Source organism: Nocardia pseudovaccinii, from assembly GCF_050942345.1.
In the GTDB taxonomy this organism is placed as follows: domain Bacteria; phylum Actinomycetota; class Actinomycetes; order Mycobacteriales; family Mycobacteriaceae; genus Nocardia; species Nocardia pseudovaccinii.
In genome coordinates, this window is record NZ_CP192074.1 from 3,126,824 (window position 1) to 3,150,217 (window position 23,394).

The following is a 23,394-nucleotide window of genomic DNA, read 5'->3' on the forward strand; positions in this document are numbered from 1 at the left end:
GCCGACCCCGAGAATCGTTGAGCCCCAACATTTGTCCATCGTTGGCGGAAGTTAAGTGCCAGCTATGAACCGATCAGTTGCCGGTTCGGCTCTGCCCACCGCCCCTACCGCCCCCGGACGTGCCGTCGCCCAGTTGGCCGGGTCCACCGCCCGCCTGGCCGGTGCCGCCGCTCATTTGACCCGGTCCGCCGTTCATCGCACCCGGACCGCCACTCATACCGCCGGGCGCGGTCGCATTGCCTGCGGTGATCGAGGTCACGGTGACGGCGCCATCGGTCTTGGTGGCGCGAATGCTCACCGTATCCCCGGCTTTCACCGTCGACGCGCTGGTCGTGCCGGAGATGGTGTAGGTCTGGGTGTAGTTGTCGGTGCTGGTGGCGGTGATGGAGGTCGCGCTCACGGCGGTGACGGTGCCGGTCTGGGTGAGCTCGGTGGTGTAACCGCCATTGCCGTCGGCGACGACGAACTCCCCGTGTAGCGCAGCGGGAATCATGGTGCCGGAACCGGGGCCGCCCGCTTGACCGGACCGGCCCGACGCGCCGTTCATCGACATTCCGATGCCACCGGGACCGCCCGGACCATGGCTGTTATTCGAATTGGACGACGACGCCGCATAGATGGCACCGCCGCCCGCCGCGGCGATCGCTCCGGCGATCCCGACAGCGGCCAGGGTCTTCTTGGTGGACCAGGTGCGCGTCTGCGCGGGCTGGGGTGCGCCCCAGACCGCGTCGGGTTCCGATGGCGACTGTTGAGTGGGTTGGCTCATGGTGCTCCTTGCGGGTGCGGACCGGATGAAATGCTCGGATCCGACCTTGGTCCGCCTACCTTGGCGTCGGCTGTGCGCTGGTTCTGGATCCGCTGGGTGCGCGCTCACAGCTGACACATAGTTTCGGCACAGCTATCCCCCAGCGTTCGCGGTCATGGTAGGACGATGTCCGCGATGAGCGCCGGGAACGGGCCGGCCGAACGAGTTGTCATGCGCCGCGCCGACGGCAGCGCCATCACCGTGCTGGTCGTCGACGACGAGCCCGTGCTGGCCGACATGATGTCGATGGCCCTGCGGTACGAGGGGTGGGAGGTCAGCACGGCGGGCGATGGTCGAACGGCGGTCGCGAAGGCGCGCGAGGTCCGCCCGGATGTGGTCGTGCTCGATGTGATGCTGCCCGATATGACCGGGCTCGAGGTGCTGCGCAAACTGCGCGCACAGCTGCCGTACCTGCCGGTGCTCTTGCTGACCGCCAAGGATTCGGTCGAGGACCGCATCGCCGGGCTGACCGCGGGCGGCGACGACTACGTCACCAAACCCTTCAGCATCGAAGAGGTGGTGCTGCGGCTGCGTTCGCTGCTGCGCCGCACCGGCGTCGCCACCGAGGACAGCGGCGCACAGCTGGTGGTCGGCGATCTGGTACTCGACGAGGACAGTCACGAGGTCACCCGGGCCGGTGAGCTGATCGTGCTGACCTCCACCGAATTCGAATTGCTGCGTTTCTTCATGCGCAATCCCAAGCGGGTGCTGAGCAAGGCTCAGATCCTGGACCGGGTGTGGAGTTACGACTTCGGCGGCCGGTCCAACATCGTCGAGCTCTATGTCTCGTATCTGCGCAAGAAGATCGACAGTGGACGGGCACCGATGATCCACACCCTGCGCGGCGCCGGATATGTCCTCAAGCCCGCGAGCTGAGGTGGCGCGCCGGGTGCTGAAGCCGCGGCGCTGGTCGCTGCGGGCCCGCCTGTTGGTCGGACAGGTGCTGTTGCTGGTGATCGTGGTCGTCGGGATCGGCGCCGCGACCGAGTTCGCATTGCAGCAGTTCCTGGTGCATCAGCTGGACACCGAACTGGTCGATGTGCAGAAGCGTTCACTCGGTGATGTCGGCGGCGGTCCGAGTCTCGGGCCACGACCCAGCGGCCAGCCGTCGATGCCGCCACCGCCGCCTCCGCCACCATCGGGTTCCGGTCCTGGACCGGATTTCCTGGACCGGCGCGGCATCCAGCCCGACACGATCGGCGCCATCGTCCACGAGGGGAGCGTCACCAAGGCGGGCCGGATCGGTGCCGACGGGGCGCAGCGTGCCCTCTCGCATACCGCACAACAGCAGCTTGCCGCGGTACCGGCGAACGGGAAGCCGGTCGATGTCGCGCTCGACGGTCAGGGCCGCTACCGAGTGGTGGCGGATACGGCGTGGTCGGGCGAGATCGTTGTCACCGGTATGCCGTTGACCGCCGTCGACGCCACCCTGCTGCGCGTCCTGCTGATCCTCGGGATCGTGACGGCGATCGTGTCGATCATCGCGATCACGGTCGGCATCTGGCTGATCCGGCACGCGCTCGCACCACTGGATCGAGTCGCGGCGACGGCCGCGCGGGTGGCCGATCTGGAACTGGATCGCGGCGAAGTCGTACTGCCCGTGCGGGTTCCGGCCGCGGACGCCGATCCGCGCACCGAGGTCGGGCAGCTCGGCTCGGCGGTGAACCGGATGCTCGATCACATCACCAGCGCGTTGTCGGCGCGCCACGACAGCGAGACCCGGGTCCGGCAATTCCTCGCCGATGCCAGTCACGAACTGCGCACCCCGCTGGCCGCCATTCGCGGCTATGCCGAACTGGCGCAACGCAAACGGGCCGAGGTGCCCGCTGAGGTCGCCTATGCGATGGGACGGGTGGACTCCGAATCCCGGCGAATGACGGGTCTGGTCGAGGACATGCTGTTGCTCGCGCGGTTGGATTCCGGACGGGGGCTGGAGCACGAGCCGGTGGATCTGACCCAGCTGACGGTGGACGCGGTGAGCGACGCGCATATCGCAGGTCCCGAACACCGCTGGGATCTCGAGCTGCCCGACGAGCCGGTGGTGACCACCGGTGACGCGGCCAGGTTGCATCAGGTGCTCGCCAATCTGCTCACCAACGCGCGTGTGCACACCAGGCCAGGTACCACGGTGCTCACGTCGCTGGAATTCAACGGCGACGGGGGAGCGGTATGGCGGGTGAGCGACGACGGTCCGGGCATCCCGGAAGGCTTGCAGCCGATGGTTTTTCAGCGTTTCGCGCGCGGTGACTCGTCGCGCTCGCGGCGGGCGGGCAGTACCGGTCTCGGGCTGGCGATCGTCGCTGCCGTCGTCAAGGCGCACGGCGGCGACATCTCCGTGGACAGTGCGCCCGGCCGAACCGAATTCACCGTGCGTCTGCCCGGTGCTGCTGCCGCGAACTGAGCGCTGCGCCACACAGCGAACTCACAGTTACGGCAGAGCTGGCAACTACGTCGGGCCGCGACGATCGAAGCATGACGACAACATTGCTGGGAGCTCCTGCCGCCGCGGCGGTCGAGCCATCGGATGCGCGGCCACCCGGGCGCGGCCCGCTGTGGCGGCGGGTATCGCTCGCGGTGCTGCTCATCGCGACAGCACTGCTGTATCTGTGGAATCTCGGTGCCAGCGGCTGGGCCAACGACTTCTACGCCGCCGCGGTGCAGGCCGGATCGCAGAGCTGGAAGGCGATGCTGTTCGGTTCCAGCGACGCGGCCAATGCGATCACCGTCGACAAGACCCCCGCAGCGCTGTGGGTGATGGATATTTCGGCGCGGCTGTTCGGCTTCAACTCCTGGAGTCTGCTGGTGCCGCAGGCGCTCGAGGGCGTTGCGGCGGTCGCCGTGCTGTACGCGGCGGTACGCCGCGTCAGCGGTCACTGGGCCGGGATGCTGGCCGGTGCGGTGCTGGCGCTGACACCGGCGGCGACGCTGATGTTCCGGTTCGACAATCCGGACGCACTGCTGGTGCTGCTGTTGACCGTCGCGGCCTATTGCGTGCTGCGGGCCATCGAAAAGGACAGCGGTGCTTGGTGGTTGCCGCTGGCCGGTATCGCGGTCGGCTTCGGCTTCCTGGCGAAGATGATGCAGGCGTTCCTCGTGCTGCCCGCCTTCGCGCTGGTGTATCTGCTCGCCGCGCATGCGCCGCTGCGCACCCGGATCGTTCGATCGGTCGCCGCCGTGCTCGCGATGGTGGTATCTGCGGGATGGTATCTGGCGCTTGTCACGCTGTGGCCCGCGTCGTCGCGGCCCTATATCGGTGGCTCCCAGCACAACAGCGTGCTCGAACTCGCGTTGGGCTACAACGGTTTCGGCCGGTTGACCGGTAACGAGACGGGCGGCCTCGGAAATCTGAATTTCGATGTCGGCTGGGCCCGTTTGTTCGGCTCGGAAATGGGCGGCCAGATCGCCTGGCTGCTGCCCGCCGCATTGATCCTCGGCGCAGCCGGACTGTGGCTCACCCGTCGGGCCCCGCGCACCGATCCGACCAGGGCGGCGCTATTGCTGTGGCTGGGCTGGCTGATCGTCACCGGCGTGGTGTTCAGCTACGCCAACGGCATCCTGCACCCGTACTACACGGTGGCGCTGGCACCGGCGATCGCGGGCGCGATCGGAGTCGGTGCGGGCCTATTGTGGCAGCGCCGCAACGATATTCGGGCGTCGGCCGTACTGTCCGGTGCGCTGGTGGTGACCGTCGTGCTGGCCTGTGTCCTACTCGCACGGACCCGCGACTGGCTGCCGTGGCTGGGACCGGTGGTCGCGATCGCCGGTGTCGGAGCGGCGGCGCTGCTGCTGGTAGTCGGTCGGTTGCCGAAGGCCGTCGCGACTGGTGTCCTCGCGGTCGCCGTGGCCGTCGGCCTGGCCGCACCCGGTGCTTATGCATTGGCCACCGCGGCGACAACACACAGCGGTGCGATTCCGTCCGCAGGACCGGCCGGTGCGGGTCGGTCGTTCCCGGGCGGCGGGCGACCGGGCGGCACCGATGGCGGCGCGGGCGCGCTTGGCGGTGGGGCGGGCGCGCCGACCGGCACCGGCGGTGGGGCGGGTGCGCCAAGCGGCACCGACGGTGGTACGACTGCGCCGAGCGGCACCAGTGTTGGGGCGGGTGCGCCGGGCAGTACCAACGGTGGCGTGGCTGCGCAGGACGGCACCGGTGGTGGAGCGGGTGCGCAAGGCGGTGGCGCGGGTGCATGGACTGGCGGTGGCGCGGGTGCGCGGGGCGGCACCGGCGGCGGTGCCCCGATGGGCGGAATGTTCGGCGGCATCACACCGGGCGCGAACCTGACCGCGGCGCTGAGCGCCGACGCCGACAACTACACCTGGGTCGCCGCCGTCGTCGGCTCCAGCAATGCCGCCGGATACCAACTGGCCACCGGTGATCCGGTCATGGCCGTGGGCGGCTTCAACGGCACCGACCCGGCGCCCACGCTGTCGCAGTTCGAAGCCTATGTGGCCCAACACAAGATCCACTACTTCATCAGCGCCCAGATCATGGGCGGGATGCGCGGATCCGCGAGCGGCGGCAGTCAGGCCGCCAGTGAAATCGCGGCCTGGGTCCAGGCCAACTTCACCGCCCAGACGATAGACGGCGTCACGGTCTACGACCTCACCGTCAACCACTGACCACTTTGAGTAAACGAGAGGGACTCGAGATGACCATGACCGAAGCGGCGCCCGTGCGGCACGCCGAACCAGCGGGTCCGCGGCACGCGGGCGCGCACCGGAAACGATCGACCCGCTGGCTGTTCGGCCCACCTGATCAGCCACGCTGGGCCCGCCCCGGATTGTGGACTCTGCTGGCGGCCACCGCCGTGCTCTACCTGTGGGGACTGAGTAAATCCGGTTGGGCCAACGACTTCTACGCGGCCGCGGTCCAGGCGGGCACGCAGAGTTGGAAGGCGCTGCTGTTCGGTTCGCTGGATTCGGGTAACGCCATCACCGTGGACAAGCCGCCCGCATCGCTATGGGTGATGGGCTTGTCCGGCAGGCTGCTCGGTTTCAGTTCGTTCTCCATGCTGCTGCCGCAGGCACTGATGGGCGTGGCGTCGGTCGGTCTGGTGTACGCCGCGGTGCGCCGGTGGAGCGGCCCGGCGGCCGGATTGCTCGCGGGCGTGGCTCTGGCCGTGACTCCCGTTGCGGCACTGATGTTCCGGTTCAACAACCCGGACGCACTGCTGGTGCTGCTGCTCGTTGTCGCCGCGTATTGCACGGTCCGCGCGACCGAGCGCGGCAGCGGCCGCTGGCTCGCATTGGCCGGTGTGGCAGTGGGATTCGGCTTCCTCACCAAGATGATGCAGGCCTTCCTGGTACTGCCCGCGCTCGGACTGGTGTTCCTGGTCGCCGCACCGATCGGTTTCTGGCGTCGTATCGCCAAGCTGCTCGGCGCTTTTGTCGCAATGGTGATCTCGGGCGGCTGGTTCGTCGCACTGGTCAGCTTGTGGCCCGCTGATTCGCGCCCGTACATCGGCGGCTCGACCGACAACAGCCTGCTCGACCTCGCGCTCGGCTACAACGGTCTCGGCCGTGTCCTCGGCGGCGAAGGCAACGGCGGCGGTGGTGGCGGCGGTGGCAACACCGGCTTCGGCGGCAGCACCGGGATCACCCGATTGTTCGGCGATTCGATGGGCACCGAAATCTCCTGGCTGCTGCCCGCGGCTTTGATCGGTCTGGTCGCCGGTTTGTGGTTCACCCGGCGTACACCGCGGACCGGACGCACGCGCGCGGGCCTGATGCTGTGGGGCGGTTGGCTGCTCGTCACCGGTGTCGTGTTCAGCTACATGCAGGGCACCATGCACCCGTACTACACCGTCGCCCTCGCCCCGGCGATCGCGGCGCTGATCGGGATCGCGGTGGTCGAATTGTGGCGCGGCCGCCAATTCGTCACGGCGCGTATCGCACTCGCGGCCATGTCCGCCTCGACCGGTATCTGGAACTTCATCCTGCTCGATCGCACACCCGACTGGTACCCGGCGCTGCGCTGGATAGTGCTGATCGGTTCGATCGTGGTCGCGGCCATCATCGCGGTCGGCGCACACCAACTCGGCAGGTTCACCGCCGTCGTCGCCATCGCCGGACTGCTGTTCGGCCTCGCGGGGACCACCGCGTACGCGATCGAAACCGCGGCGACCGCGCATTCCGGTTCCATTCCGACCTCCGGCCCGGCTGTCGCGGGTAAGGGGATGGGTATGGGCGGACCGGGGGGCGGCGGGGGAGCGGCACCCGATGGTTCCGGCGAATCAGGAACCAGCGCACCGTCATTCGACGGCGCGGCACCTGCACAAGCGGGTACCGGACAGAGCGGCACCGGGCAGGCAGGGACCGAACAGACCGGGTCCGACGCGACCGCCAACCGTGACGGCGGCGGTGGACCGGGCTCGAACTCGTCCAACACCGAACTGCAGCAGCTGGTGCGCAATACCGATACCCGGTGGGCCGCAGCGGCGGTGGGCTCGCAGTCGGCGAGCGGCCTCGAATTGTCCACCGGCGCTTCGATCATGGCGATCGGCGGTTTCACCGGCAGCGACAATTCACCGACGCTGGCGCAATTCCAGCAGTACGTCGCCAACGGCGACATCGCCTACTTCATCGCGGGCGGCGGCATGGGCGGTGGACCCGGCGGCGGATCCAACAGCAGCGCAAGCGAAATCACCGCATGGGTCAAGGCGCACTACACCGCCATCACGGTCGGCGGCACCACGGTCTACGACCTGAGTCAGCCCACCTCGTGACCCCCAATCGAGGCGCGCCTGACCCGATCAGGCGCGCCTTTCGGTCAAAATGACGTGTATGATACACGCTGCGTGTAACATGCACATTCGAGGTTGTAGTGCGCATCCTGTGTGATACACATGCGTCATTGGTGACGCGCGCATCGGCAGAAGGGTCGGGATGGACAAGCCCACGCATTTGATCGAATTCGAGACCATGCTGCTCGGGCGGTACAGCCTCGCGTCTCGGCGTGGTGCCAGTCGTATGGACCGCAGTGCGTACACCTTGCTCAACCGTCTGCACGGGGAGGGGCCGATGTCCATCGGTCAGCTCAGCGACGCACTGGGATTGGAGGCGTCCACGCTGCGTCGGCAAACCGCCGCGATGATGCGCGCGGGGCTGATCGAACGGATTCCGGACCCCGAGGGCGGCATGGCTCGACTGTTCCGCATTACTCCCGAAGGAAATCGCCAACTCGACGCCGACCGCACGGAGAGCCTCCGCGTGTTGGACGACATCATGGCCGACTGGACGCCCGACGATGTCGCCGCCTTCGCCGCCTATCTCGAACGCTTCAACACCGATATCGAGCGCTACCACGGCCGTCCGTGGCCGCGGCATTCCGCCATCAGCCACTGATCACGCCTCGCGCAGGCTCTGCCGGATCCGGTACTTCTGCACCTTGCCGCTCGGGGTGCGCGGAAAGTCCTCGACCACCACGAGCTGTTCCGGCCATTTCTGCTTGGTCAGTCCCGCCTGTGCGAAATGCGCTTGCAGATCCGCGAGCGTCGGGGCGTTCGAACCCGGGTGCAGTCGCACCACAGCGGCCACATGCTCGCCGAGTCGAGCATCGGGCGCGGCGACGGCAACGGCCTCGGCGACCGCCGGCATGGTCAGCAGGACCTCCTCGACCTCGAGTGCGCTGATGTTCTCTCCGCCGCGGATGATCAGGTCGGAGGTGCGGTCGGTAATGGTGAGGAACCCGTCCTCGTCGAGTACGCCGATATCGCCGGTGTGATACCAGCCTTCGTCGTCGAAAACCTTCGCGGTGAGCGCCTCGTCGGTGTAGCCGAGGCACAGATCCGGTCCGCGGCTGAGGATTTCGCCGTCCTCGGTGAGCCGGATCTCGATGCCGGGCTGCGGATCGCCGTCGGTATAGAGCCGTTTGCCCTCCGGGGCGGTGCAGTCGGAAGCGGTGATCGAGGGGTGTTCGGTGCTGCCGTAGGAGCGGTAGACGATGAGGCCGAGTTCGTTGAGCCGCTCGGTGACCGAACTCGGCACCGAGGCGCCGCCCATGCCCGCGTACTTCATATGCAGCAGATGTTCGGCGGTGAAGTCGGGGTGGTCGACCAGGCTGGTCAGGTAGTAGGGCACGCCGCCCGCGACGGTGATGCCGTAGTTGGTCATCAGGGTCAGGATCTGGGCCGGATTCCAGGTGTCGACGAGGTTGACCGCGATGCCGTCGCGGATCGGGATGAGGAAGGCGTTGAGCATGCCGATGAAATGGCCGACCGGCGCGGCGGTGATCTGCGGGCCGAGGTCGGCCGGATAGTGCTCGGCCAACTGGCGGGTCTCGCAGCCGAGGGTTTGATGACTGTGGATCACACCCTTGGGCGCGCGGGTGGTGCCCGAGGTGAAGGCGATCAGCGCCGGTCCGGCCGGGTCGACCTCGACGACCCCGGTGAACGGCTCGTCATCGAGCAGATCGTCGAAGGTGCGTCCGACGACGCCGACGATCGGCACATCCGCGTAGACGGCCGGGTCGTACTCGATCGAACCGAATCGGTCGGTGGTGACGAAGACTCGTGGACGCACCGCGCCCAGAATGTAGCCGACCTCCCGAGAGCCGTAGATGTGCACGATCGGAACCACGGTCGCACCGAGAAAGGTTGCGGCCCAGAAGGTCGCGGCGGCCTCCATCCAATTGGGCAGTTGGAAGGCCACCACATCACCGGGACCGACACCCCGCTTGTGCAAGCCCTTGGCCAGTCGGCGGGCGACCAGTTCGACGTCACCGAAGGTTCCGGTATATGGCCGGACCGCCGAGTGCACGCGGAACCGGGCATCGGGTGCGGCGGCCAGACCGCGGGCCAGCAGATCGCCGAGCGAATCGCGGGTCCACCATCCTTCGTCTTCGTACCGTTTGACCAGGTCGGCGGGGATTGTGCGCATATGGACTCCAAGTACCCGGCGCGCGGGCACGAGTCGGCCACACCCGCGGCGCGGTCGGGTGGTTACGGGATGAGTGTCGGGGCTGCCGCTCCGAATATACTATTCTCCTGAAAGTAGAATGCCAATATCTTGATCGGAGAACTGACAATGGTGGAACTCGAGCTGAGCGACGGGCTTGCGGTCGTCACCATCGATCGCCCGCAGGCGCGCAACGCCATCGCGCCGGAGACGATGGACCAGCTCGAGAAGGCGCTCGACGCGGCCGAGGGGGCTCGCGCACTGGTTATCCGGGGCGCGGGGGACAAGGCATTCGTCTCGGGGGGAGATCTCAAGCAGCTCAGTGCGATTCGGACCCTCGAGGCCGCCGAGGAGATGGCCTGGCGAATGCGGGGCATCTGTGATCGCCTCGCGGACTTTCCCGCCCCGGTGATCGCCGCGATGAACGGCCACGCCTTCGGTGGTGGCGCCGAAGTCGCGGTCGCCGCGGACATCCGGGTCGCCGCCGACGACATCAAGATCGCGTTCAATCAGGTCGCGCTGGCGATCATGCCGGCCTGGGGTGGCGCCGAACGGCTCGGCGCGCTGGTGGGCCGTAGCCGAGCGCTGCTGCTCGCGGGTTCGGGAACCGTGCTCGACGCCGCCGAGGCCGAACGCGTCGGCCTGGTGGACCGGGTGCTGCCCCGTGCGTCGTTCGAGGAAGGTTGGCTGGCACTGGCGCGCTCGCTGGCCAACGCGCCCGCGGGTGAGATCAAGCGCGTGCTGTCCGGCGTTTCCCCGGCCGAGGCCGTGAATGCCTTTGCGCAGCTTTGGGTTTCGGACGAGCACTGGGCGGCGGCGGACAAGGTGCTGAGCCGTCCGCGATGAGCTGCGGCGCAGCCTAGGATTCGGGCGCGGTCAGGTAGGTCGCGCCGAATTCCGAGATGAAGTCGAATATCGCGCCGGGCTCGCGTGTGCGACAGGAGACGACGATCCAGTCGACACCGGCCTTGTCCAACGCCGCGAAGGCTTCGCGATGCCGGTCGGCATCCACCGCCGGGGTGGCGATGCTCGCGTCCGGGTAGGAGTACACCAGATCGATATGCTCGGACCGGCCCGCGTCCTGGGCCGCCGATCGCACCTCGGCCATCTTCGCGGCGAGCTGGTCGAGCGTGCCGAGTTCCGGTGTGCGGGCCGAGGTGCTCAGCTCGGCACCGCCGGTCATCGGGATCCAGCCCTGTGCGCGCGCGGCGACCCGGCGGCGGCTCAGCTTCGAATTGCCGCCGATCCAGACCGGGATCGGGTTCTGCACCGGCCGCGGCCGGGCGATCACATCGCGGGCGCTGAAATGACGGCCCTGATAGCTGAACGGCTCGCCGCTCCAATGCAGCGGCAGCACGTCCAGCGCCTCGTCGAACAGTGCGTTGCGTTCGTCGAAATCGACTCCGAGAGCGTGGAATTCGCTCTTCTGATAACCCGTGCCCAGACCGACGATCGCGCGCCCACCCGACAGTTTGTCCAGCGTTGCCGCCGCTTTCGCCAGCAGGAACGGATTGCGGTAGGGCAGCACCGCGAGATAGGTGATCAGCCGCAGACGTTCGGTCACCCCGGCGACGTAACCGAGTGCGACGAACGGATCGAGCGTCTGATGTCCACCGGAAGCCAGCCATCGAGCGCCCGGAACGGGGTGCTCGCTCAGTGACAGTCCGTCGAATCCGGATCGTTCGGCCGCGATCGCCACGTCGTGCAGTGCGCCGACATCGAGCATGTCACCGTCGTAGCCGGTGGTCTCGGGGTAATGCAGGATAAATCGCATCGGGTCCTCCGTGTGCCTGGGTCGGCGTGCGTGTTTTCAAGAATGCCATTCTCTAATATGTAAGTTATATTATCGCGATGCTGAAGGCTCGGTTCCGTGGGATCCGGACACGGATTCTTGTCATTGCGCTGGTACCCAGCCTGCTGCTGATCTGCGTCGGGGTGGGTACGTCGATCTACCTGTTCAACGACGGGCGACACGCTGAGGACTACGCGCGCACGCTGGACAGTCACCTCGCCCCCACCCGTGAATTGGTACTGGCTGTGCAACAAGAGCGGTTGCTGTCGGTGTCCCAGCTCGCGGGCGAGGCCATCGATCCCGGTGCGCTGGTCGCCGCGCGGCTGCGGTTCGACACGGTGCTGAAGTCGCTGGCAGCCACCGAGGACGAGTTCCAGCGCGTGGGCGGCAGCGCGCTCGGGAGCACGGTGGCAGCCTTCGACCAGTTGAAGGCTCGGTTGCCGGAGTTGCGCAGTGCGATCGATGCCGATCGGCTACCGATCGCCGACGCCTACGACTTCTACAGCCGACTATTGGACGGCATGGACCAGGGTTCGGCGACGATCGGACAGTCTGCTCCGGATGCGTCCACCGGCTCGGAACTCACCCGCAATCTCAGGTTGATGCGTGTGCTCGAATCCATGTCGCGCGCCAGCGCGCTGACCATGGCGGTCGTCAACCCACAGAGTGGGTCGCCGACGCTGTTCGCCGAATACCGCAACCTGGTCAGCTACTACCACGTCGAGATCGCGCGATTGGCAACCGAACTCGACGCGGCCAACGCACAGCGCATAAAGGATCTCACCGCTTCCGCGGCCTGGCAGCACGTCAGCGCCATGGAGAGCGCCATCATGCAGGTGCGGCCCGCAAGCGCATCGCAGTTACCGATGAGTGTTGCGCAGTGGCGGGTGGCCGCGGACGAGGTGAGCCAGCAGTTGGTGGCATTGTGGGTGGGGCATATGCAGCAGGGCGAACGGCACGCAGCTGATGCGGGTGCCCGGCATGCGCGCAACTCGTTGCTGGCCGCGGGCGTTTTGGGTGCGGTCGCCGTGTTGGCGTTCCTGGTGTCGCTGTGGCTGGCCAACCAATTGATCGGACGGCTGAAACGATTGCGCTCGGAAACGCTTGCGGTGGCAGAGGTTCGGTTGCCGGAGACGATGCGACGCTTGAACGAAGGTGTGCGGATCGACCCGGAAACCGAAGCTGCACAGCTGGATTTCGGCACCGACGAGATCGGTCAGGTCGCCCAGGCTTTCAATCGGGCGCACGGCGCGGCGGTCGCGGCAGCGGTCACCGAGGCGAACACCCGCGAGGGTGTGCGCGCGGTATTCAGCAATATCGCGCACCGCAGCCAGATCGTCGTGCACCGGCAGTTGGAGATTCTCGACGCGGCCGAACGGCGACAGGAGGATCCGGCGCTGCTGGAAACGCTGTTCCAGCTCGACCATCTCGCCACCCGCGGGCGCCGCAATGCCGAGAATCTGATCATCCTCGGCGGCGGCCGTCCGGGTCGACAGTGGCGACGTCCGGTTCCGCTCGGGGAGCTCGTCCGGGGTGCGATCGCGGAAACCGTTCAATACGCGCGAGTGTTCACCGGCGCCGGACTGCCGTCGGTTTTCGTCAACGGTGCGGTGGTCGCCGATCTCATCCATCTACTTGCCGAACTGGTCGACAATGCGACCGCGTTCTCGCCACCGCAGTCGCGCGTGGATGTGACCGGCAATCTGATCGGCACCGGCGTTGTCGTGGCGATCAGCGATCAGGGCATGGGCATGTCGGATTCGGAACTGGAGCGGGCCAACGAAGTGCTCGCCGACCCACCGGATTTCAGCGTCGCGACACTATCGTCGGATTCGCGGCTCGGGCTGTTCGTGGTGGCCCGGTTGGGGATTCGGCACGGCATCTCGGTGCGCCTGACCGAATCCGACTACGGCGGAGTTCGCGCCATCGTCGTGATCCCGACAGCGGTGCTGGCCGCGGAGAACGCGGGCATTGCCGCGCCGAGCACCGTGCAACGGTGGTGAATCCGAGTCAATCGGACCGGGCGTCGGTCATCGTGGTCAGCGCCACCGGTCCGCTCCACCCGCACGGCTGCGCGCAGGTGGCGACGAGTTGTGATTCGGTGGCGCCGTCGGCGAAGGTCTGGATCATCGCCGACGCGGTGGCGGAATAACCGCAGCGCGGGCACTTGCCGAAGTAGTGAAGCACGTCGACGACCGAGAATCGGATGGGCGTATTCATGGTATTGGCCTCAATGTTCCGCGGACTGCGCGTCCGCCCAGCGCGCGATATCGGTTTGGTCGGCGCTCGGACCGAGGTCGGCTGCGGCGCGCGTCCACAGCTCGACGGCGCGTTCGCCGAGTGCGGCCGGTATGCCGAGCGAGGCCGCCAGGTCGGTGGCGATCCGCATGTCCTTGAGCATGAGCGCGAGCGCGAATCCGGAGTCGAAGGTTTCCGGCAGAATCGCCTGTGGGAACTTGAGTTCGGTTGCGGCACTGCGGCCGCTGGCGGCATTGATGGTCTCGACGATCACGGCGGGGTCCAGGCCGAAACGGCGTCCGGCCGCGACCCCCTCGGCGGCGGCGAGCAAATTGACCGCGGCGAGCAGATTATTGATCGCCTTGACGGCATGACCGGCCCCCGACGCACCTATGCGCCGTACCTTGCCCAGCGGTGCCAGCACCGAATCAATGTGGGCGACAGTGTCTTCCGGGCCCCCGACCATGATCGTCAGGGTACCGTCCGCCGCCCCGCGCACGCCGCCGGACACCGGTGCGTCGATCAGCGTTATCCGACGCGCGGCCAGTTCGGTGGCCAGCCGCCGCGTCGACTCCGGTTCGGATGAGCTCATATCGATCACGATCGCGTCCGGCCCCAATGCGGCCAGTAGCTGCTCGTCACCGAGTACGGATTCGACGACGGCAGAGCTGGGCAGCATGAGAATCAGGTGGGTGGCACCGGCGGCGGCTGCCGCGGCGCTGGTCGCGACCCGTCCGCCGACCGCGGCCAAGCCTTCGCGGGCGTGCTCGGACGGGTCGAATCCGACGACGTCGAAACCCGCCGCCACCAACCGTCGCGACATGCGCGCGCCCATGGTGCCGAGGCCGAGAAAGGCGATATGTCCGGTAGCGCGTTCAGGCATCGGCGTGCTCCTGCAGGATCGGTCCGGCGATTCGGAAGGCTTCGACTCCGGCCGGGACACCGGCATAGACTGTCGCGTGCAGCAGCACCTCTCGGATCTCGTCCGGGGTGACGCCGTTGGTCAATGCGGCGCGCACGTGCGTGGCGAATTCCGTGGCACGGTTGAGCGAAGTCAGCATCGCCAGCGTGATCATCGACCGCGCCCTGCGGTCCAGGCCGGGGCGGGTCCACACCGCGCCCCAACAGTATTCGGTGACCAGATCCTGCAGTGGCTCGGAGAAGTCGGTGGCGGCGGCCAGCGCCCGGTCGACGTAGTCGGCGCCGACGACCTCGCGGCGGACCTGTAATCCGGCCTCGTAGCGCGCCCGTTGGGCGGGATCAATTGTCATATCCGGCAATCCTTTCGGCGATCAGTCGAGGAACAGGTCCGGTGTCGGGTGCGCGCCGCCGCCGTAGCGGGACAGGTCCTCGACGCCGCCGAATCCCGTCAACGCCTCGGCATCGATGAAGCAGTTTCCGGTGACCTCCCGCGCGGGCTGGGACACGATCTCGATCGCGGCATCGGCCATGATCTCCGGACTGCGCGCGGCCGCGAGCTGATTCGTGCCGTCGTCGAGGTTGGCCACCGCGGAGGTGGCGATGAAGGTCTCGGGCCACAGGCAGTTGAATGCTATTGCGGCGTTGGCGTATTCGACGGCCCAGCCCTGCGACAGCAGCGTCATTCCGTACTTCGACAGCGTGTAGACCGGGTGCGCGCCGAGCCAGCGCGGGTTCATATTCACCGGCGGCGCGATGGTCAGCACATGCGGGTTGGCCGAATTGCGTAGGTGCGGCACGCAGGACTGGGTGAGCAGGAAGGCGCCACGGATATTGATGTCCATCATCAGATCGAACTTCTTGGGCGACAACCGCTCGGTCGGGTCGGTCGCGATGGCGCTGGCATTGTTGACACAGATATCGATGCCGCCGAAGCGTTCCAGCGCGGTGCCCACGACCCGCTGCACATCCTCCTCGCGGCGCACATCACCCACCACGGCGGCCGCCTTGCCGCCCGCGGCCTCGATTTCGGCGGCCGCGGTGTAGACGGTGCCGGGCAGCCGTGGATGTGGTTCGGCCGTCTTGGCCAGCAGCACCACGTTGGCGCCCCGGCGGGCGGCGGCGACCGCGATGGCCAGCCCGATGCCGCGGCTGGCGCCGGAAATCACCATGGTGCGGTCGGTCAACGGTCGGTGCTGCTCGGGCATCGTGCTCCTCGGGGAAACGGATTGTGAGAACTCACTCGCTTCAGATGGTATTGGCATTCTCTTTTTTGGCAAGTAGCGTATTCACTGATGAACGACCAAGTGCAGACCTCGTCCGGTATCCCGCTCGAGCCGGTCTACGGACCGGAAGACCGGCGTGCCGATCCGCCCCAGCCGGGCGCATATCCCTTCACGCGTGGCAACTTCGCCTCCGGCTACCGGGGTCGGTTGTGGACGTTCCGGCAGTACTCGGGCTTCGGCACCGCGGAGGAATCCAACCAGCGCTACCGGTATCTGCTCGGCCAGGGCGGCACCGGACTGTCGGTGGCATTGGATCTGCCGACGCAGTGCGGCTACGACTCCGATGATCCCGAGGTGAGCGAGGAAGTCGGCCGGGTCGGCGTCGCCGTCGACACGCTCGCCGACGCCGAGGTGCTCTTCGACGGCATCCCGCTGGACAAGATCAGCACCAGCTTCACCATCAACGGCACCGCGGCGATCCTGTTGGCGTTCTATGTGGCGGCCGCGGAGAAGAAGGGCGTGCCGCGGGAAAAGCTCACGGGCACCATCCAGAACGACATCCTCAAGGAATACGCCTCGCGCGGCACCTGGATCTGGCCGCCGGAGCCGTCGCTGCGGTTGATCGCCGACACCATCGAGTTCTGCGCTGCCGAGGTGCCGCGGTTCAACGCGATCTCGGTGGCGGGCGCGCACTTCCGCGACGCCGGGGCGACCGCGGTGCAGGAGATGGCCTTCACCCTCGCCGACGGCGTGACCTATTGCGACACCGTGGTGGAACGCGGCCGGATGACGATCGATCAATTCGCGCCCCAGATCTCGTTCTTCTTCTACACCCACGGCGACTTTTTCGAGGAGATCGCGAAATACCGTGCGGGTCGGCGGCGTTGGGCCACCCTGGTGCGCGAGCGCTACGGCGCGAGCACGGACAAGGCGTCGATGTTCCGGTTCGGCTGTGTCGCCGGAGGCGCGTCGCTGTATGCGCCGCAGGCCCAGAACAATCTGGTGCGGGTCGCGTACGAATCGATGGCTTCGGTGCTCGGCGGGGTGCAGTCGATGTTCACCGCGGCGTGGGACGAACCGTTCGCGCTGCCGAGCGAGGAGTCGGCGACGCTGGCGCTGCGCACCCAGCAGATCCTCGCGTATGAGACCGGCGTGACGCGGGTGGCCGATCCGCTCGGCGGCTCCTACTTCGTCGAGGCGCTCACCGACGCCACCGAGGCACGCATCGTCGAGATCATGACCGATCTGGAGCAGCACGGCGGCATGGTGCGCTGCATCGAGGACGGATATCTGCAAGGTCTGATCGCCGACGAGGCGTACCGGCTGCATCAGGAGGTGGAGTCGGGTTCGCGTCCGGTGGTCGGGGTGAATCGATTCGTCTCCGACGAGCCCGCACCCGATATCGGCACCTATGAACTCGATGCCAAGGGGCGGGAATTGCAGCTCGAGCGCCTGGCTCGGGTGAAGGCCGAACGAGATCCCGCTGCGGTGCGTGCCTGTCTCACCGCTTTGTCGCATGCCGCCGAAGGAGACGGAAACCTGATGCACAATCTGATCGACTGCGCCAACGCGTACTGCACGGTCGGCGAGATGACCGCCGCACTGAAGTCGGTATGGGGCGAATTCCAGCAGCCGGTGGTGTTCTGATGCCCGCACGCGTACTCGTCGCCAAGCCGGGTTTGGACGGTCACGACCGCGGTGCCAAGATCGTCGCCCGCACCCTGCGCGATGCCGGGTTCGAGGTCATCTACACCGGCATCCGTCAGCGCGTGGAGGACATCGTGTCGATCGCGTTGCAGGAAGACGTCGCCGTGGTCGGTTTGAGCATCCTGTCCGGCGCGCATGTGTCGATGACGACGCGCGTCGTGGACGCGCTGCGGGCCGCCGGCGCCGGGGATATCGCGGTGGTGGTCGGCGGCACCATCCCGCAGGCGGATGTGCCGCGATTGCTGGAAGCCGGTGCGGCCGCGGTCTTTCCGACCGGCACCGCGCTGGAGACGCTGGTCACCGAGATCCGCGCGCTGTGCTTACCCACCCCGTCGGCTCCGCCGACTGCCGTCCCCGAGTGCTTACCCACCCCGTCGGCTCCGCCGACTGCCGTCCCCGAGTGCTTACCCACCCCGTCGGCTCCGCCGACTGCCGTCCCCGAGACCGAAACCACGACACCGTCGTGATCCCGGGCGGCAGCAGTCGTCCGGAAGAGCTTGGAAACTGGAGGAATTCGTGCGAATCGGAGTGATGATCGGGCCGGAGAAGGGGGACTCCGCCCGCAAGCTCAGCAGGATGCTCGACGATATCGAATGGGCCGAATCCGCGGGACTGGACACCGCGTGGATTCCGCAGATACCCACCGATTTCGACGCGCTGATCACCATCGCGCTGATGGGGATGAAGACCACCCGCATCGAATTGGGCACCGCGGTCGTGCCATTGCAGGCGCAGCATCCGATCGCCCTTGCCCGCCAAGCGCTTTCGGCGCAGGCCGCGGCCGGTGGTCGGCTCGCACTCGGTGTCGGCCCCTCGCATCACTGGATCGTGCAGGACATGCTCGGGCTCCCCTATACGAAACCGGCGGCCTACACCCGCGACTACCTGGACGTATTGAATGCCGGTCTGCGGGGGCCCGGCCAGGTCGATATCGAAAACGACACCTTCACCGTGCACAATCCGCTCGACCTCGGTCCGGTAGCGCCGGTGCCCGTGCTGATCGCCGCACTCGGACCGGTCATGTTGCGCATCGCCGGGGAACAGGCCGACGGCACCATTCTGTGGATGGCCGACGAGCGCGCGGTGGCCGACCATGTGGTCCCGAAAATCAACAAGGCCGCCGCCGACGCCGGGCGGCCCGCACCGCGCGTCATCGCCGGGCTACCGGTGTGTCTGTGCTCGCCGTCGGAGGTCGACGAGGCCAAGGCGCGGGCCAATCGGATTCTCGGCGAGGCCGAGGTCTCGCCCAACTATCAGCGGCTGCTGGAACAGGGTTCGGCCCGCGATATCGGTGATATCTGCGTCGCGGGTGACGAGCGGGCGATCGCGGCGGGACTGCGGCGCTTCGCCGACGCCGGTGCCACGGATCTGTCGGTGCGGCTGCTGCCCATCGGCGACACCCGCGACGAACTCATCGCCTCCAAGCGCCGCACCCGGGAGATGATCGCCGAACTGGCGAAGGAATTGCGGTGAACCGACCGGTATCCGGTGAGGCCGCTGGGCCGCTGGCGGGGATCCGGGTACTCGAGGTCGGCACCATGCTCGCCGGTCCCTACGCCACGATGATGCTCGCCGATCTCGGCGCCGAGGTGACCAAGATCGAACCGCTGAACGGGGAGATCTCGCGGCAGGTCGGCGACTCCTATTTCGCCAGCCTCAATCGCGGCAAGCGCAGTATCCGACTCGAATTGACCAGCCCCGCCGGACAGCGTCGGCTGGCCGAACTCGTCGCGGAATCGCATGCGCTGCTGGTGAATTTGAAGCCGTCCGCGATCCGGCGGCTCGGCCTGACCTATGAGTCGCTGCGGCAATTCAACGAGCGGATCGTGTGTGTGGCGATCACGGGCTTCGGCTTGGACGGCGGTGACGACCCCGCCTTCGACTATGTGATCCAGGCGGCGACGGGCATCGCCGCGATGACGGGCGATCCGCAGGGGCCGCCCACGTTGCCCGGGTATTCGTCGGCGGACAATTCGACCGGCCTCACCGCCGCGCTCGGCCTGCTCGCCCAGATAGTCTCCGGCCGCGGCGGGCAGGTGGACGTCTCGCTGTACGAGGTGATGCTCTCGCAGCTGAACTACCATGCGTCGGCCTATCTCAACGACGGCAAACAACCGCAACGCCGAAAGTTCGGCGCACATTCGTATTACGTTCCAGCACAGCTCTTTCCGACCGCCGACGGCCACCTCGCGCTGTTCATCACCCACGACGGCTTTTGGAAGGTCTTCACCGCGGAGGCCGGTGTCGACGGATTCGAGACGATGGCCGAGCGGGCCGCCCATCGCGACGAGGTGCTCGCCGCGGTGACCGCGGCTCTGGCCACCGACACCGCCTCCGGCTGGGAATCTCGCCTGCGCCCACTCGGCATCCCGGCGGCCGCGGTCCGCACCCTGCCCGAAGCGCTGGCCGCCACCCCCGAAACCATCGTCACCGTAGGCGATTACCGGCTGATCGGCAGTCCGATCCGAATAACCGGATACCAGCCGCAGTACGGTCCGCCGCCGGTGCTCGGCGAGCACGAGGAGTAGTCGGGCCGGCGGTGTCCGATCGGCACCGACAGTCCGTACGTTTCCCCAGAATGAGTCACGTTCGAAATATTGCTCACAGGTGCGGCTGCCTGTTGTGAGTTCCGTGAAATGCACAGGCCATGAATGGAAAACGGGCTGCGACAGCCGACTAACGGGACGGAAACCGACCGGTGCTGTCCTGAATGCATGGATATCACGTCATGGTTCAAGTCCAAGTCCAAGTCCGGGGCGGCCGCGGTAGCCGAGCCCGGCACAATCTACGAGCAGATCGGAGGGCAGGAGGCGCTCGAGGCGGTAGTCGAGGACTTCTACGTCCGCGTCCTCGCCGATGACCAGCTGGCGCCGTTCTTCACCGGTACGAACATGTCTCGGTTGCAGGGGCGTCAGGTCGAGTTCTTCTCCGCCGCGCTCGGCGGCCCCGGCCCCTACGTTGGTGCCCCGATGAAGCAGGTCCATCAGGGCCGTGGCATCACGATGCAACATTTCAACCTCGTTGCCGGACATCTGACCGATGCGCTGACCACCGCCGAGGTGCCGACGGCGCTGGTGGAACAGATCATTGGGGCCATTGCCCCGCTGGCCGACGACATCGCGTCCGGCTCTGCCGCAGAGTCATCGCGCTGACCTTTCCGCCGTTGACCGGCCCCCAGGTTCGCGAGCGCAAGAGTGCAGGCGCTCGAGGGATCGCAATGCCCGCACGCCGCCACGAGCGATCGCGCTCAGCTGCCGCCCCCAGCTGACTAGGGTGTCGGTATGGAGTGCGACGTCGACGGCGTTTCCGTGCATTACGTCGAATACGGTAGCGGGACTCCGATCTTGATGATGCACGGTTCGGGGGTGGATCATCGTGAGATGGTCGCGACGATGGAGCCGATCTTCGGTGACCTGCCTGATTATCGGCGCATCTATCTGGATCTCCCGGGTATGGGGCGCACCCCGGCGCCGGAAACGATCAATAGCTCAGATGATGTGGTCGAGCTCGTCCTCGGGTTGATCGATGTTGTGATCGGTGATCGAAATCTGTTGGTTATCGGCCATTCCGTCGGCGGCTATTTTGCCCGGGCCGTCGCGAACAGACGCCGCGATCAGGTGAGTGGGCTGAGCGTAATCTGCCCCCTCATCGAGGACCCGCGCGCCATACCCGCACACCAGGTGGTGCACGCCGCAGGCGACCTCGGCGACGTTCTGGGCCCGGACGACCGTACCGAATTCGAGGCCTACTTCGTGGTGCACACACCCGCCATGCAAGAGCGGTTCCAGCACTATGTGGCTCCCGCCGTCCCCTTGGCCGACCAATCCGCGATGGCGCGGATCGGCGAACGCTGGCGGCTGAGTTCCGGCCCCGAGGACGGACCGCCGTATCCCAACCCGACCCTCATCATCGCCGGGCGCCAGGACTCCTCGATGGGATTCGCAGGCCACTGGGATCTGGTCGAACACTATCCCCGCGGCACGTTCGCGGTGCTGGACCGCGCCGGGCACGCGCTGCCGCACGAGCAGGGTGACCTCGTCGAGGCGCTCGTCTCCGAGTGGCTTCGGCGCGTCGAGGAGCATCGCCCGGCGTAATACGGCCGAATGCTCGCCCCCGCTGTCGCAGCCTATTTCGGTTTTTGCCAGAGCAGGCAGAAAGTCTTCCCGTCGGCCTCGAAGTAGTTGGTGCTGTACGAGCCTCGATCGACACCAGCCGGAAGGTAACCCTCCCGGCTGCGATCGGCGGGGCACTCGGCGCTCTTTCCGTTGCCGAGGACTGCCGAAACCTGGTAGTACCCTTCGGGGTTCCCGCAGGACACCGTCTTGGTCAAGTTCGCTCCTCCGCCGATGGCCCGGTGCTTTCCGCCGAAGCAGTCGCCGACCTTTGCAGTACCGGGATCGTAGGGGCCACTGAAATGGTCGACGACGCTGCTGCACGCGGACGCGGCGGTGAGAGTGAGCCCCGCGGCCGCGATGACCACAACAGATCTCCTGGAACGGGAGTTTCGTTCGGACACCGTCATTCCCTTTGCTCGAGGTAACACCGACACCGACATCAACCGGCCGATCGAGCAAAGAGTTGGGGTGCAAGCCGAAAATTATCGCCAAGCACGGGCGGGAACGGCGCGCGCGTCGACGCCGACCCGGGCCGCGATCTCACAGTCAGCCAGAGATCGTTGGGTATCGATCACTCGTAGTCGACGGTGATGGAGTCCGTGTCCGGTACGGCCTGGCAGGTGAGGACATAACCTTCGGCGAGTTCGTCGTCGGTCAGCGCGTCGTTGCGGCGCAGCGTGGCATGACCTTTCGTCACCTTCGCCATGCAGGTGGCACAGTTACCTGCCTCGCAGGAGAACGGGGGTGTGAGACCGGCGCGGCGGGCGCTGTCGAGCAGTGTTTCGCCGTCCTTGCGCGGAACGGACTTCTTCTTGCCGTTCAGGATGATCGTGACAGTGTGGTCGGTGGTCGCAGCCGGGGTTGTAGCCGTGGGGGTTTCGACGATCGCGGCCGAACTTGTGTCCGTAGGGGTCTCGGTGGCCTCCGGGGTAGCGGGCAGCGCCGGGGCCGGCGCGCCGAATCGTTCGCTGAACACCAGGCCCGGTCCGGGCAGAGCATTCTCGACCATCTCCATGAAGGCCTCGGGTCCGCAGATATAGCTGTCGCCGCCGCCGTCCGCGCCGACGAAATCGCGGATCGCGTCGGGGGTCAGGAAGCCGCCGTCGGCGTCGAGGTGGCGGATCACCTCGAGCCGCCCCGGGTAGCGGCCGACCAGTTCCGCGAGTACCGCCTCGAAGATCACCGACTCCCGATCGCGGTCCGCGCACAGCAGCCGCACTTTCCTGGCGGTGCTCGTCAGCGCACTCTTGGCCAGCGACAGGATCGGTGTGATACCACTGCCGCCGCTGAAACCGAGCAGCGGCGCCTCGGTGGGGCGCAGACAGAATCGGCCCGCCGCTCTGGTCAGCTCCAGTTCGTCGCCCTCGACCACGTTGTCGTGCAGCCAGTTCGAGACCTGTCCGCCGGGCACCCGCTTGACCGTGGTCATCAGTTCGCGGTCGGTTTCCGGCGCACTCGACATCGAGTAGGAGCGGAACAGATCCTTGCCGTCCACGTGGACTCGGAACGTGCAGAACTGCCCGGATTGATAAGCGATCGGCCCGTCGTGCGGGTCGAGCACATAGGTGCGCGCGTCGGCGCTCTCTTTAACGATCCGCGTTACGGTCGCGCGCTGGAATAACGGGGGTCTCGCCATGAACTGCCTCCTCCTGGTATTAAGATTCTAGTACAAGGAGAATTATATTCTCTCTGACGAGACAG

General features: G+C 66.9%; 21 protein-coding genes and 1 pseudogene. 13 read left to right on the forward strand and 9 right to left on the reverse strand.

Annotation, left to right across the window (positions count from 1 at the left end; genetic code table 11):
• Window positions 1-73 precede the first annotated feature (73 nt).
• On the reverse strand, window positions 74-766 hold the full coding sequence (locus ACQPZ2_RS13860) for a hypothetical protein (protein WP_433525899.1): 693 nt from the start codon (window positions 764-766) through the stop codon (window positions 74-76).
• A 174-nt stretch (window positions 767-940) separates the two neighbouring features.
• Between ACQPZ2_RS13860 and ACQPZ2_RS13865 the strand changes: the two genes are divergently transcribed.
• The 5 genes from ACQPZ2_RS13865 (at window position 941) to ACQPZ2_RS13885 (ending at window position 8,146) form a co-directional block, all read left to right on the forward strand.
• A complete protein-coding gene (locus ACQPZ2_RS13865) occupies window positions 941-1,681 on the forward strand; it encodes a response regulator transcription factor (RefSeq protein ID WP_307680683.1) in 741 nt (246 codons plus the stop codon).
• Window positions 1,659-3,206 (forward strand): sensor histidine kinase, encoded by a 1,548-nt coding sequence (locus ACQPZ2_RS13870; RefSeq protein WP_433525900.1) that lies wholly within the window; start codon window positions 1,659-1,661, stop codon window positions 3,204-3,206. Before ACQPZ2_RS13865 ends, ACQPZ2_RS13870 begins: the two co-directional genes overlap by 23 nt.
• 71 nt (window positions 3,207-3,277) lie before the next feature.
• Complete coding sequence (locus ACQPZ2_RS13875) at window positions 3,278-5,422, forward strand: ArnT family glycosyltransferase (RefSeq protein WP_433525901.1); 2,145 nt, start codon at window positions 3,278-3,280, stop codon at window positions 5,420-5,422.
• Between the two features lie 29 nt (window positions 5,423-5,451).
• The gene (locus tag ACQPZ2_RS13880; protein WP_433525902.1) at window positions 5,452-7,527 is read left to right on the forward strand and encodes an ArnT family glycosyltransferase; all 2,076 of its coding nucleotides are present in this window, start codon (window positions 5,452-5,454) and stop codon (window positions 7,525-7,527) included.
• Between the two features lie 160 nt (window positions 7,528-7,687).
• Entirely contained in the window at window positions 7,688-8,146 is a 459-nt protein-coding gene (locus ACQPZ2_RS13885; RefSeq protein WP_433525903.1) for a MarR family winged helix-turn-helix transcriptional regulator, read from the forward strand.
• On the opposite strand, the gene ACQPZ2_RS13890 is transcribed toward ACQPZ2_RS13885, so the two are convergent.
• Window positions 8,147-9,679, reverse strand: a complete 1,533-nt coding sequence (locus ACQPZ2_RS13890) for an AMP-binding protein (RefSeq protein ID WP_433525904.1) — start codon at window positions 9,677-9,679, stop codon at window positions 8,147-8,149. It abuts the gene before it with no gap.
• 147 nt (window positions 9,680-9,826) lie between these two features.
• Between ACQPZ2_RS13890 and ACQPZ2_RS13895 the strand changes: the two genes are divergently transcribed.
• Complete coding sequence (locus tag ACQPZ2_RS13895; protein ID WP_433525905.1) at window positions 9,827-10,543, forward strand: enoyl-CoA hydratase/isomerase family protein; 717 nt, start codon at window positions 9,827-9,829, stop codon at window positions 10,541-10,543.
• Window positions 10,544-10,556: 13 nt separating this feature from the next.
• Here ACQPZ2_RS13895 and ACQPZ2_RS13900 read toward each other — a convergent pair whose 3' ends face one another.
• Window positions 10,557-11,471, reverse strand: coding sequence for an LLM class F420-dependent oxidoreductase (locus ACQPZ2_RS13900; protein WP_433525906.1), 915 nt, complete (start codon window positions 11,469-11,471; stop codon window positions 10,557-10,559).
• A 77-nt stretch (window positions 11,472-11,548) separates the two neighbouring features.
• Here ACQPZ2_RS13900 and ACQPZ2_RS13905 point away from each other — a divergent pair, with 77 nt between their 5' ends.
• Window positions 11,549-13,492, forward strand: a complete 1,944-nt coding sequence (locus tag ACQPZ2_RS13905) for a nitrate- and nitrite sensing domain-containing protein (protein WP_433525907.1) — start codon at window positions 11,549-11,551, stop codon at window positions 13,490-13,492.
• Window positions 13,493-13,499: 7 nt separating this feature from the next.
• Here ACQPZ2_RS13905 and ACQPZ2_RS13910 read toward each other — a convergent pair whose 3' ends face one another.
• From ACQPZ2_RS13910 to ACQPZ2_RS13925, 4 genes are read right to left on the reverse strand one after another with little or no spacing between them, the layout of a single operon-like run.
• Complete coding sequence (locus ACQPZ2_RS13910; protein WP_063047811.1) at window positions 13,500-13,709, reverse strand: hypothetical protein; 210 nt, start codon at window positions 13,707-13,709, stop codon at window positions 13,500-13,502.
• A 10-nt stretch (window positions 13,710-13,719) separates the two neighbouring features.
• Window positions 13,720-14,610 carry an NAD(P)-dependent oxidoreductase gene (locus tag ACQPZ2_RS13915; RefSeq protein ID WP_433525908.1) on the reverse strand — a complete coding sequence of 297 codons (891 nt, stop codon included), beginning with the start codon at window positions 14,608-14,610 and terminating at the stop codon, window positions 13,720-13,722.
• Window positions 14,603-14,998, reverse strand: a complete 396-nt coding sequence (gene pcaC / locus ACQPZ2_RS13920) for a 4-carboxymuconolactone decarboxylase (RefSeq protein WP_433525909.1) — start codon at window positions 14,996-14,998, stop codon at window positions 14,603-14,605. The genes ACQPZ2_RS13915 and pcaC overlap by 8 nt, the downstream gene beginning before the upstream one ends.
• Window positions 14,999-15,019: 21 nt before the next feature.
• A complete protein-coding gene (locus ACQPZ2_RS13925) occupies window positions 15,020-15,853 on the reverse strand; it encodes an SDR family oxidoreductase (protein ID WP_433525910.1) in 834 nt (277 codons plus the stop codon).
• An 87-nt stretch (window positions 15,854-15,940) separates the two neighbouring features.
• Between ACQPZ2_RS13925 and ACQPZ2_RS13930 the strand changes: the two genes are divergently transcribed.
• The 6 genes and pseudogenes from ACQPZ2_RS13930 to ACQPZ2_RS13955 all read left to right on the forward strand — a co-directional run bounded on the left by ACQPZ2_RS13930 (window position 15,941) and on the right by ACQPZ2_RS13955 (window position 21,672).
• A complete protein-coding gene (locus tag ACQPZ2_RS13930) occupies window positions 15,941-17,518 on the forward strand; it encodes a methylmalonyl-CoA mutase family protein (protein ID WP_063047807.1) in 1,578 nt (525 codons plus the stop codon).
• Window positions 17,518-17,895, forward strand: a pseudogene (locus ACQPZ2_RS13935) (cobalamin B12-binding domain-containing protein); the annotation flags it as partial. The gene ACQPZ2_RS13930 and the pseudogene ACQPZ2_RS13935, both read left to right, overlap by 1 nt.
• 199 nt (window positions 17,896-18,094) lie before the next feature.
• Window positions 18,095-19,051, forward strand: a complete 957-nt coding sequence (locus tag ACQPZ2_RS13940; protein WP_433525911.1) for an LLM class F420-dependent oxidoreductase — start codon at window positions 18,095-18,097, stop codon at window positions 19,049-19,051.
• A complete protein-coding gene (locus tag ACQPZ2_RS13945) occupies window positions 19,048-20,106 on the forward strand; it encodes a CaiB/BaiF CoA transferase family protein (RefSeq protein ID WP_433525912.1) in 1,059 nt (352 codons plus the stop codon). Before ACQPZ2_RS13940 ends, ACQPZ2_RS13945 begins: the two co-directional genes overlap by 4 nt.
• A gap of 186 nt (window positions 20,107-20,292) precedes the next feature.
• A complete protein-coding gene (locus ACQPZ2_RS13950; protein WP_433525913.1) occupies window positions 20,293-20,730 on the forward strand; it encodes a group I truncated hemoglobin in 438 nt (145 codons plus the stop codon).
• A gap of 129 nt (window positions 20,731-20,859) precedes the next feature.
• Window positions 20,860-21,672 carry an alpha/beta fold hydrolase gene (locus ACQPZ2_RS13955; RefSeq protein ID WP_433525914.1) on the forward strand — a complete coding sequence of 271 codons (813 nt, stop codon included), beginning with the start codon at window positions 20,860-20,862 and terminating at the stop codon, window positions 21,670-21,672.
• Between the two features lie 32 nt (window positions 21,673-21,704).
• Here ACQPZ2_RS13955 and ACQPZ2_RS13960 read toward each other — a convergent pair whose 3' ends face one another.
• Both ACQPZ2_RS13960 and ACQPZ2_RS13965 read right to left on the reverse strand, forming a co-directional pair.
• Entirely contained in the window at window positions 21,705-22,058 is a 354-nt protein-coding gene (locus tag ACQPZ2_RS13960; RefSeq protein WP_433525915.1) for a hypothetical protein, read from the reverse strand.
• 206 nt (window positions 22,059-22,264) lie between these two features.
• Window positions 22,265-23,329: a 2Fe-2S iron-sulfur cluster-binding protein gene (locus tag ACQPZ2_RS13965; RefSeq protein ID WP_433525916.1), complete on the reverse strand. Its 1,065-nt coding sequence runs from the start codon at window positions 23,327-23,329 to the stop codon at window positions 22,265-22,267.
• Window positions 23,330-23,394: the final 65 nt, after the last annotated feature.

What these genes read in the sequence shown, in the direction of transcription:
- ACQPZ2_RS13860 (WP_433525899.1), bottom strand. Translation starts at nt 766, where the DNA reads ATGAGCCAACCCACTCAACAGTCGCCATCGGAACCCGACGCGGTCTGG.
- ACQPZ2_RS13865 (WP_307680683.1), top strand. Translation starts at nt 941, where the DNA reads ATGAGCGCCGGGAACGGGCCGGCCGAACGAGTTGTCATGCGCCGCGCC.
- ACQPZ2_RS13870 (WP_433525900.1), top strand. Translation starts at nt 1,659, where the DNA reads ATGTCCTCAAGCCCGCGAGCTGAGGTGGCGCGCCGGGTGCTGAAGCCG.
- ACQPZ2_RS13875 (WP_433525901.1), top strand. Translation starts at nt 3,278, where the DNA reads ATGACGACAACATTGCTGGGAGCTCCTGCCGCCGCGGCGGTCGAGCCA.
- ACQPZ2_RS13880 (WP_433525902.1), top strand. Translation starts at nt 5,452, where the DNA reads ATGACCATGACCGAAGCGGCGCCCGTGCGGCACGCCGAACCAGCGGGT.
- ACQPZ2_RS13885 (WP_433525903.1), top strand. Translation starts at nt 7,688, where the DNA reads ATGGACAAGCCCACGCATTTGATCGAATTCGAGACCATGCTGCTCGGG.
- ACQPZ2_RS13890 (WP_433525904.1), bottom strand. Translation starts at nt 9,679, where the DNA reads ATGCGCACAATCCCCGCCGACCTGGTCAAACGGTACGAAGACGAAGGA.
- ACQPZ2_RS13895 (WP_433525905.1), top strand. Translation starts at nt 9,827, where the DNA reads ATGGTGGAACTCGAGCTGAGCGACGGGCTTGCGGTCGTCACCATCGAT.
- ACQPZ2_RS13900 (WP_433525906.1), bottom strand. Translation starts at nt 11,471, where the DNA reads ATGCGATTTATCCTGCATTACCCCGAGACCACCGGCTACGACGGTGAC.
- ACQPZ2_RS13905 (WP_433525907.1), top strand. Translation starts at nt 11,549, where the DNA reads ATGCTGAAGGCTCGGTTCCGTGGGATCCGGACACGGATTCTTGTCATT.
- ACQPZ2_RS13910 (WP_063047811.1), bottom strand. Translation starts at nt 13,709, where the DNA reads ATGAATACGCCCATCCGATTCTCGGTCGTCGACGTGCTTCACTACTTC.
- ACQPZ2_RS13915 (WP_433525908.1), bottom strand. Translation starts at nt 14,610, where the DNA reads ATGCCTGAACGCGCTACCGGACATATCGCCTTTCTCGGCCTCGGCACC.
- pcaC (WP_433525909.1), bottom strand. Translation starts at nt 14,998, where the DNA reads ATGACAATTGATCCCGCCCAACGGGCGCGCTACGAGGCCGGATTACAG.
- ACQPZ2_RS13925 (WP_433525910.1), bottom strand. Translation starts at nt 15,853, where the DNA reads ATGCCCGAGCAGCACCGACCGTTGACCGACCGCACCATGGTGATTTCC.
- ACQPZ2_RS13930 (WP_063047807.1), top strand. Translation starts at nt 15,941, where the DNA reads ATGAACGACCAAGTGCAGACCTCGTCCGGTATCCCGCTCGAGCCGGTC.
- ACQPZ2_RS13950 (WP_433525913.1), top strand. Translation starts at nt 20,293, where the DNA reads ATGGATATCACGTCATGGTTCAAGTCCAAGTCCAAGTCCGGGGCGGCC.
- ACQPZ2_RS13955 (WP_433525914.1), top strand. Translation starts at nt 20,860, where the DNA reads ATGGAGTGCGACGTCGACGGCGTTTCCGTGCATTACGTCGAATACGGT.
- ACQPZ2_RS13965 (WP_433525916.1), bottom strand. Translation starts at nt 23,329, where the DNA reads ATGGCGAGACCCCCGTTATTCCAGCGCGCGACCGTAACGCGGATCGTT.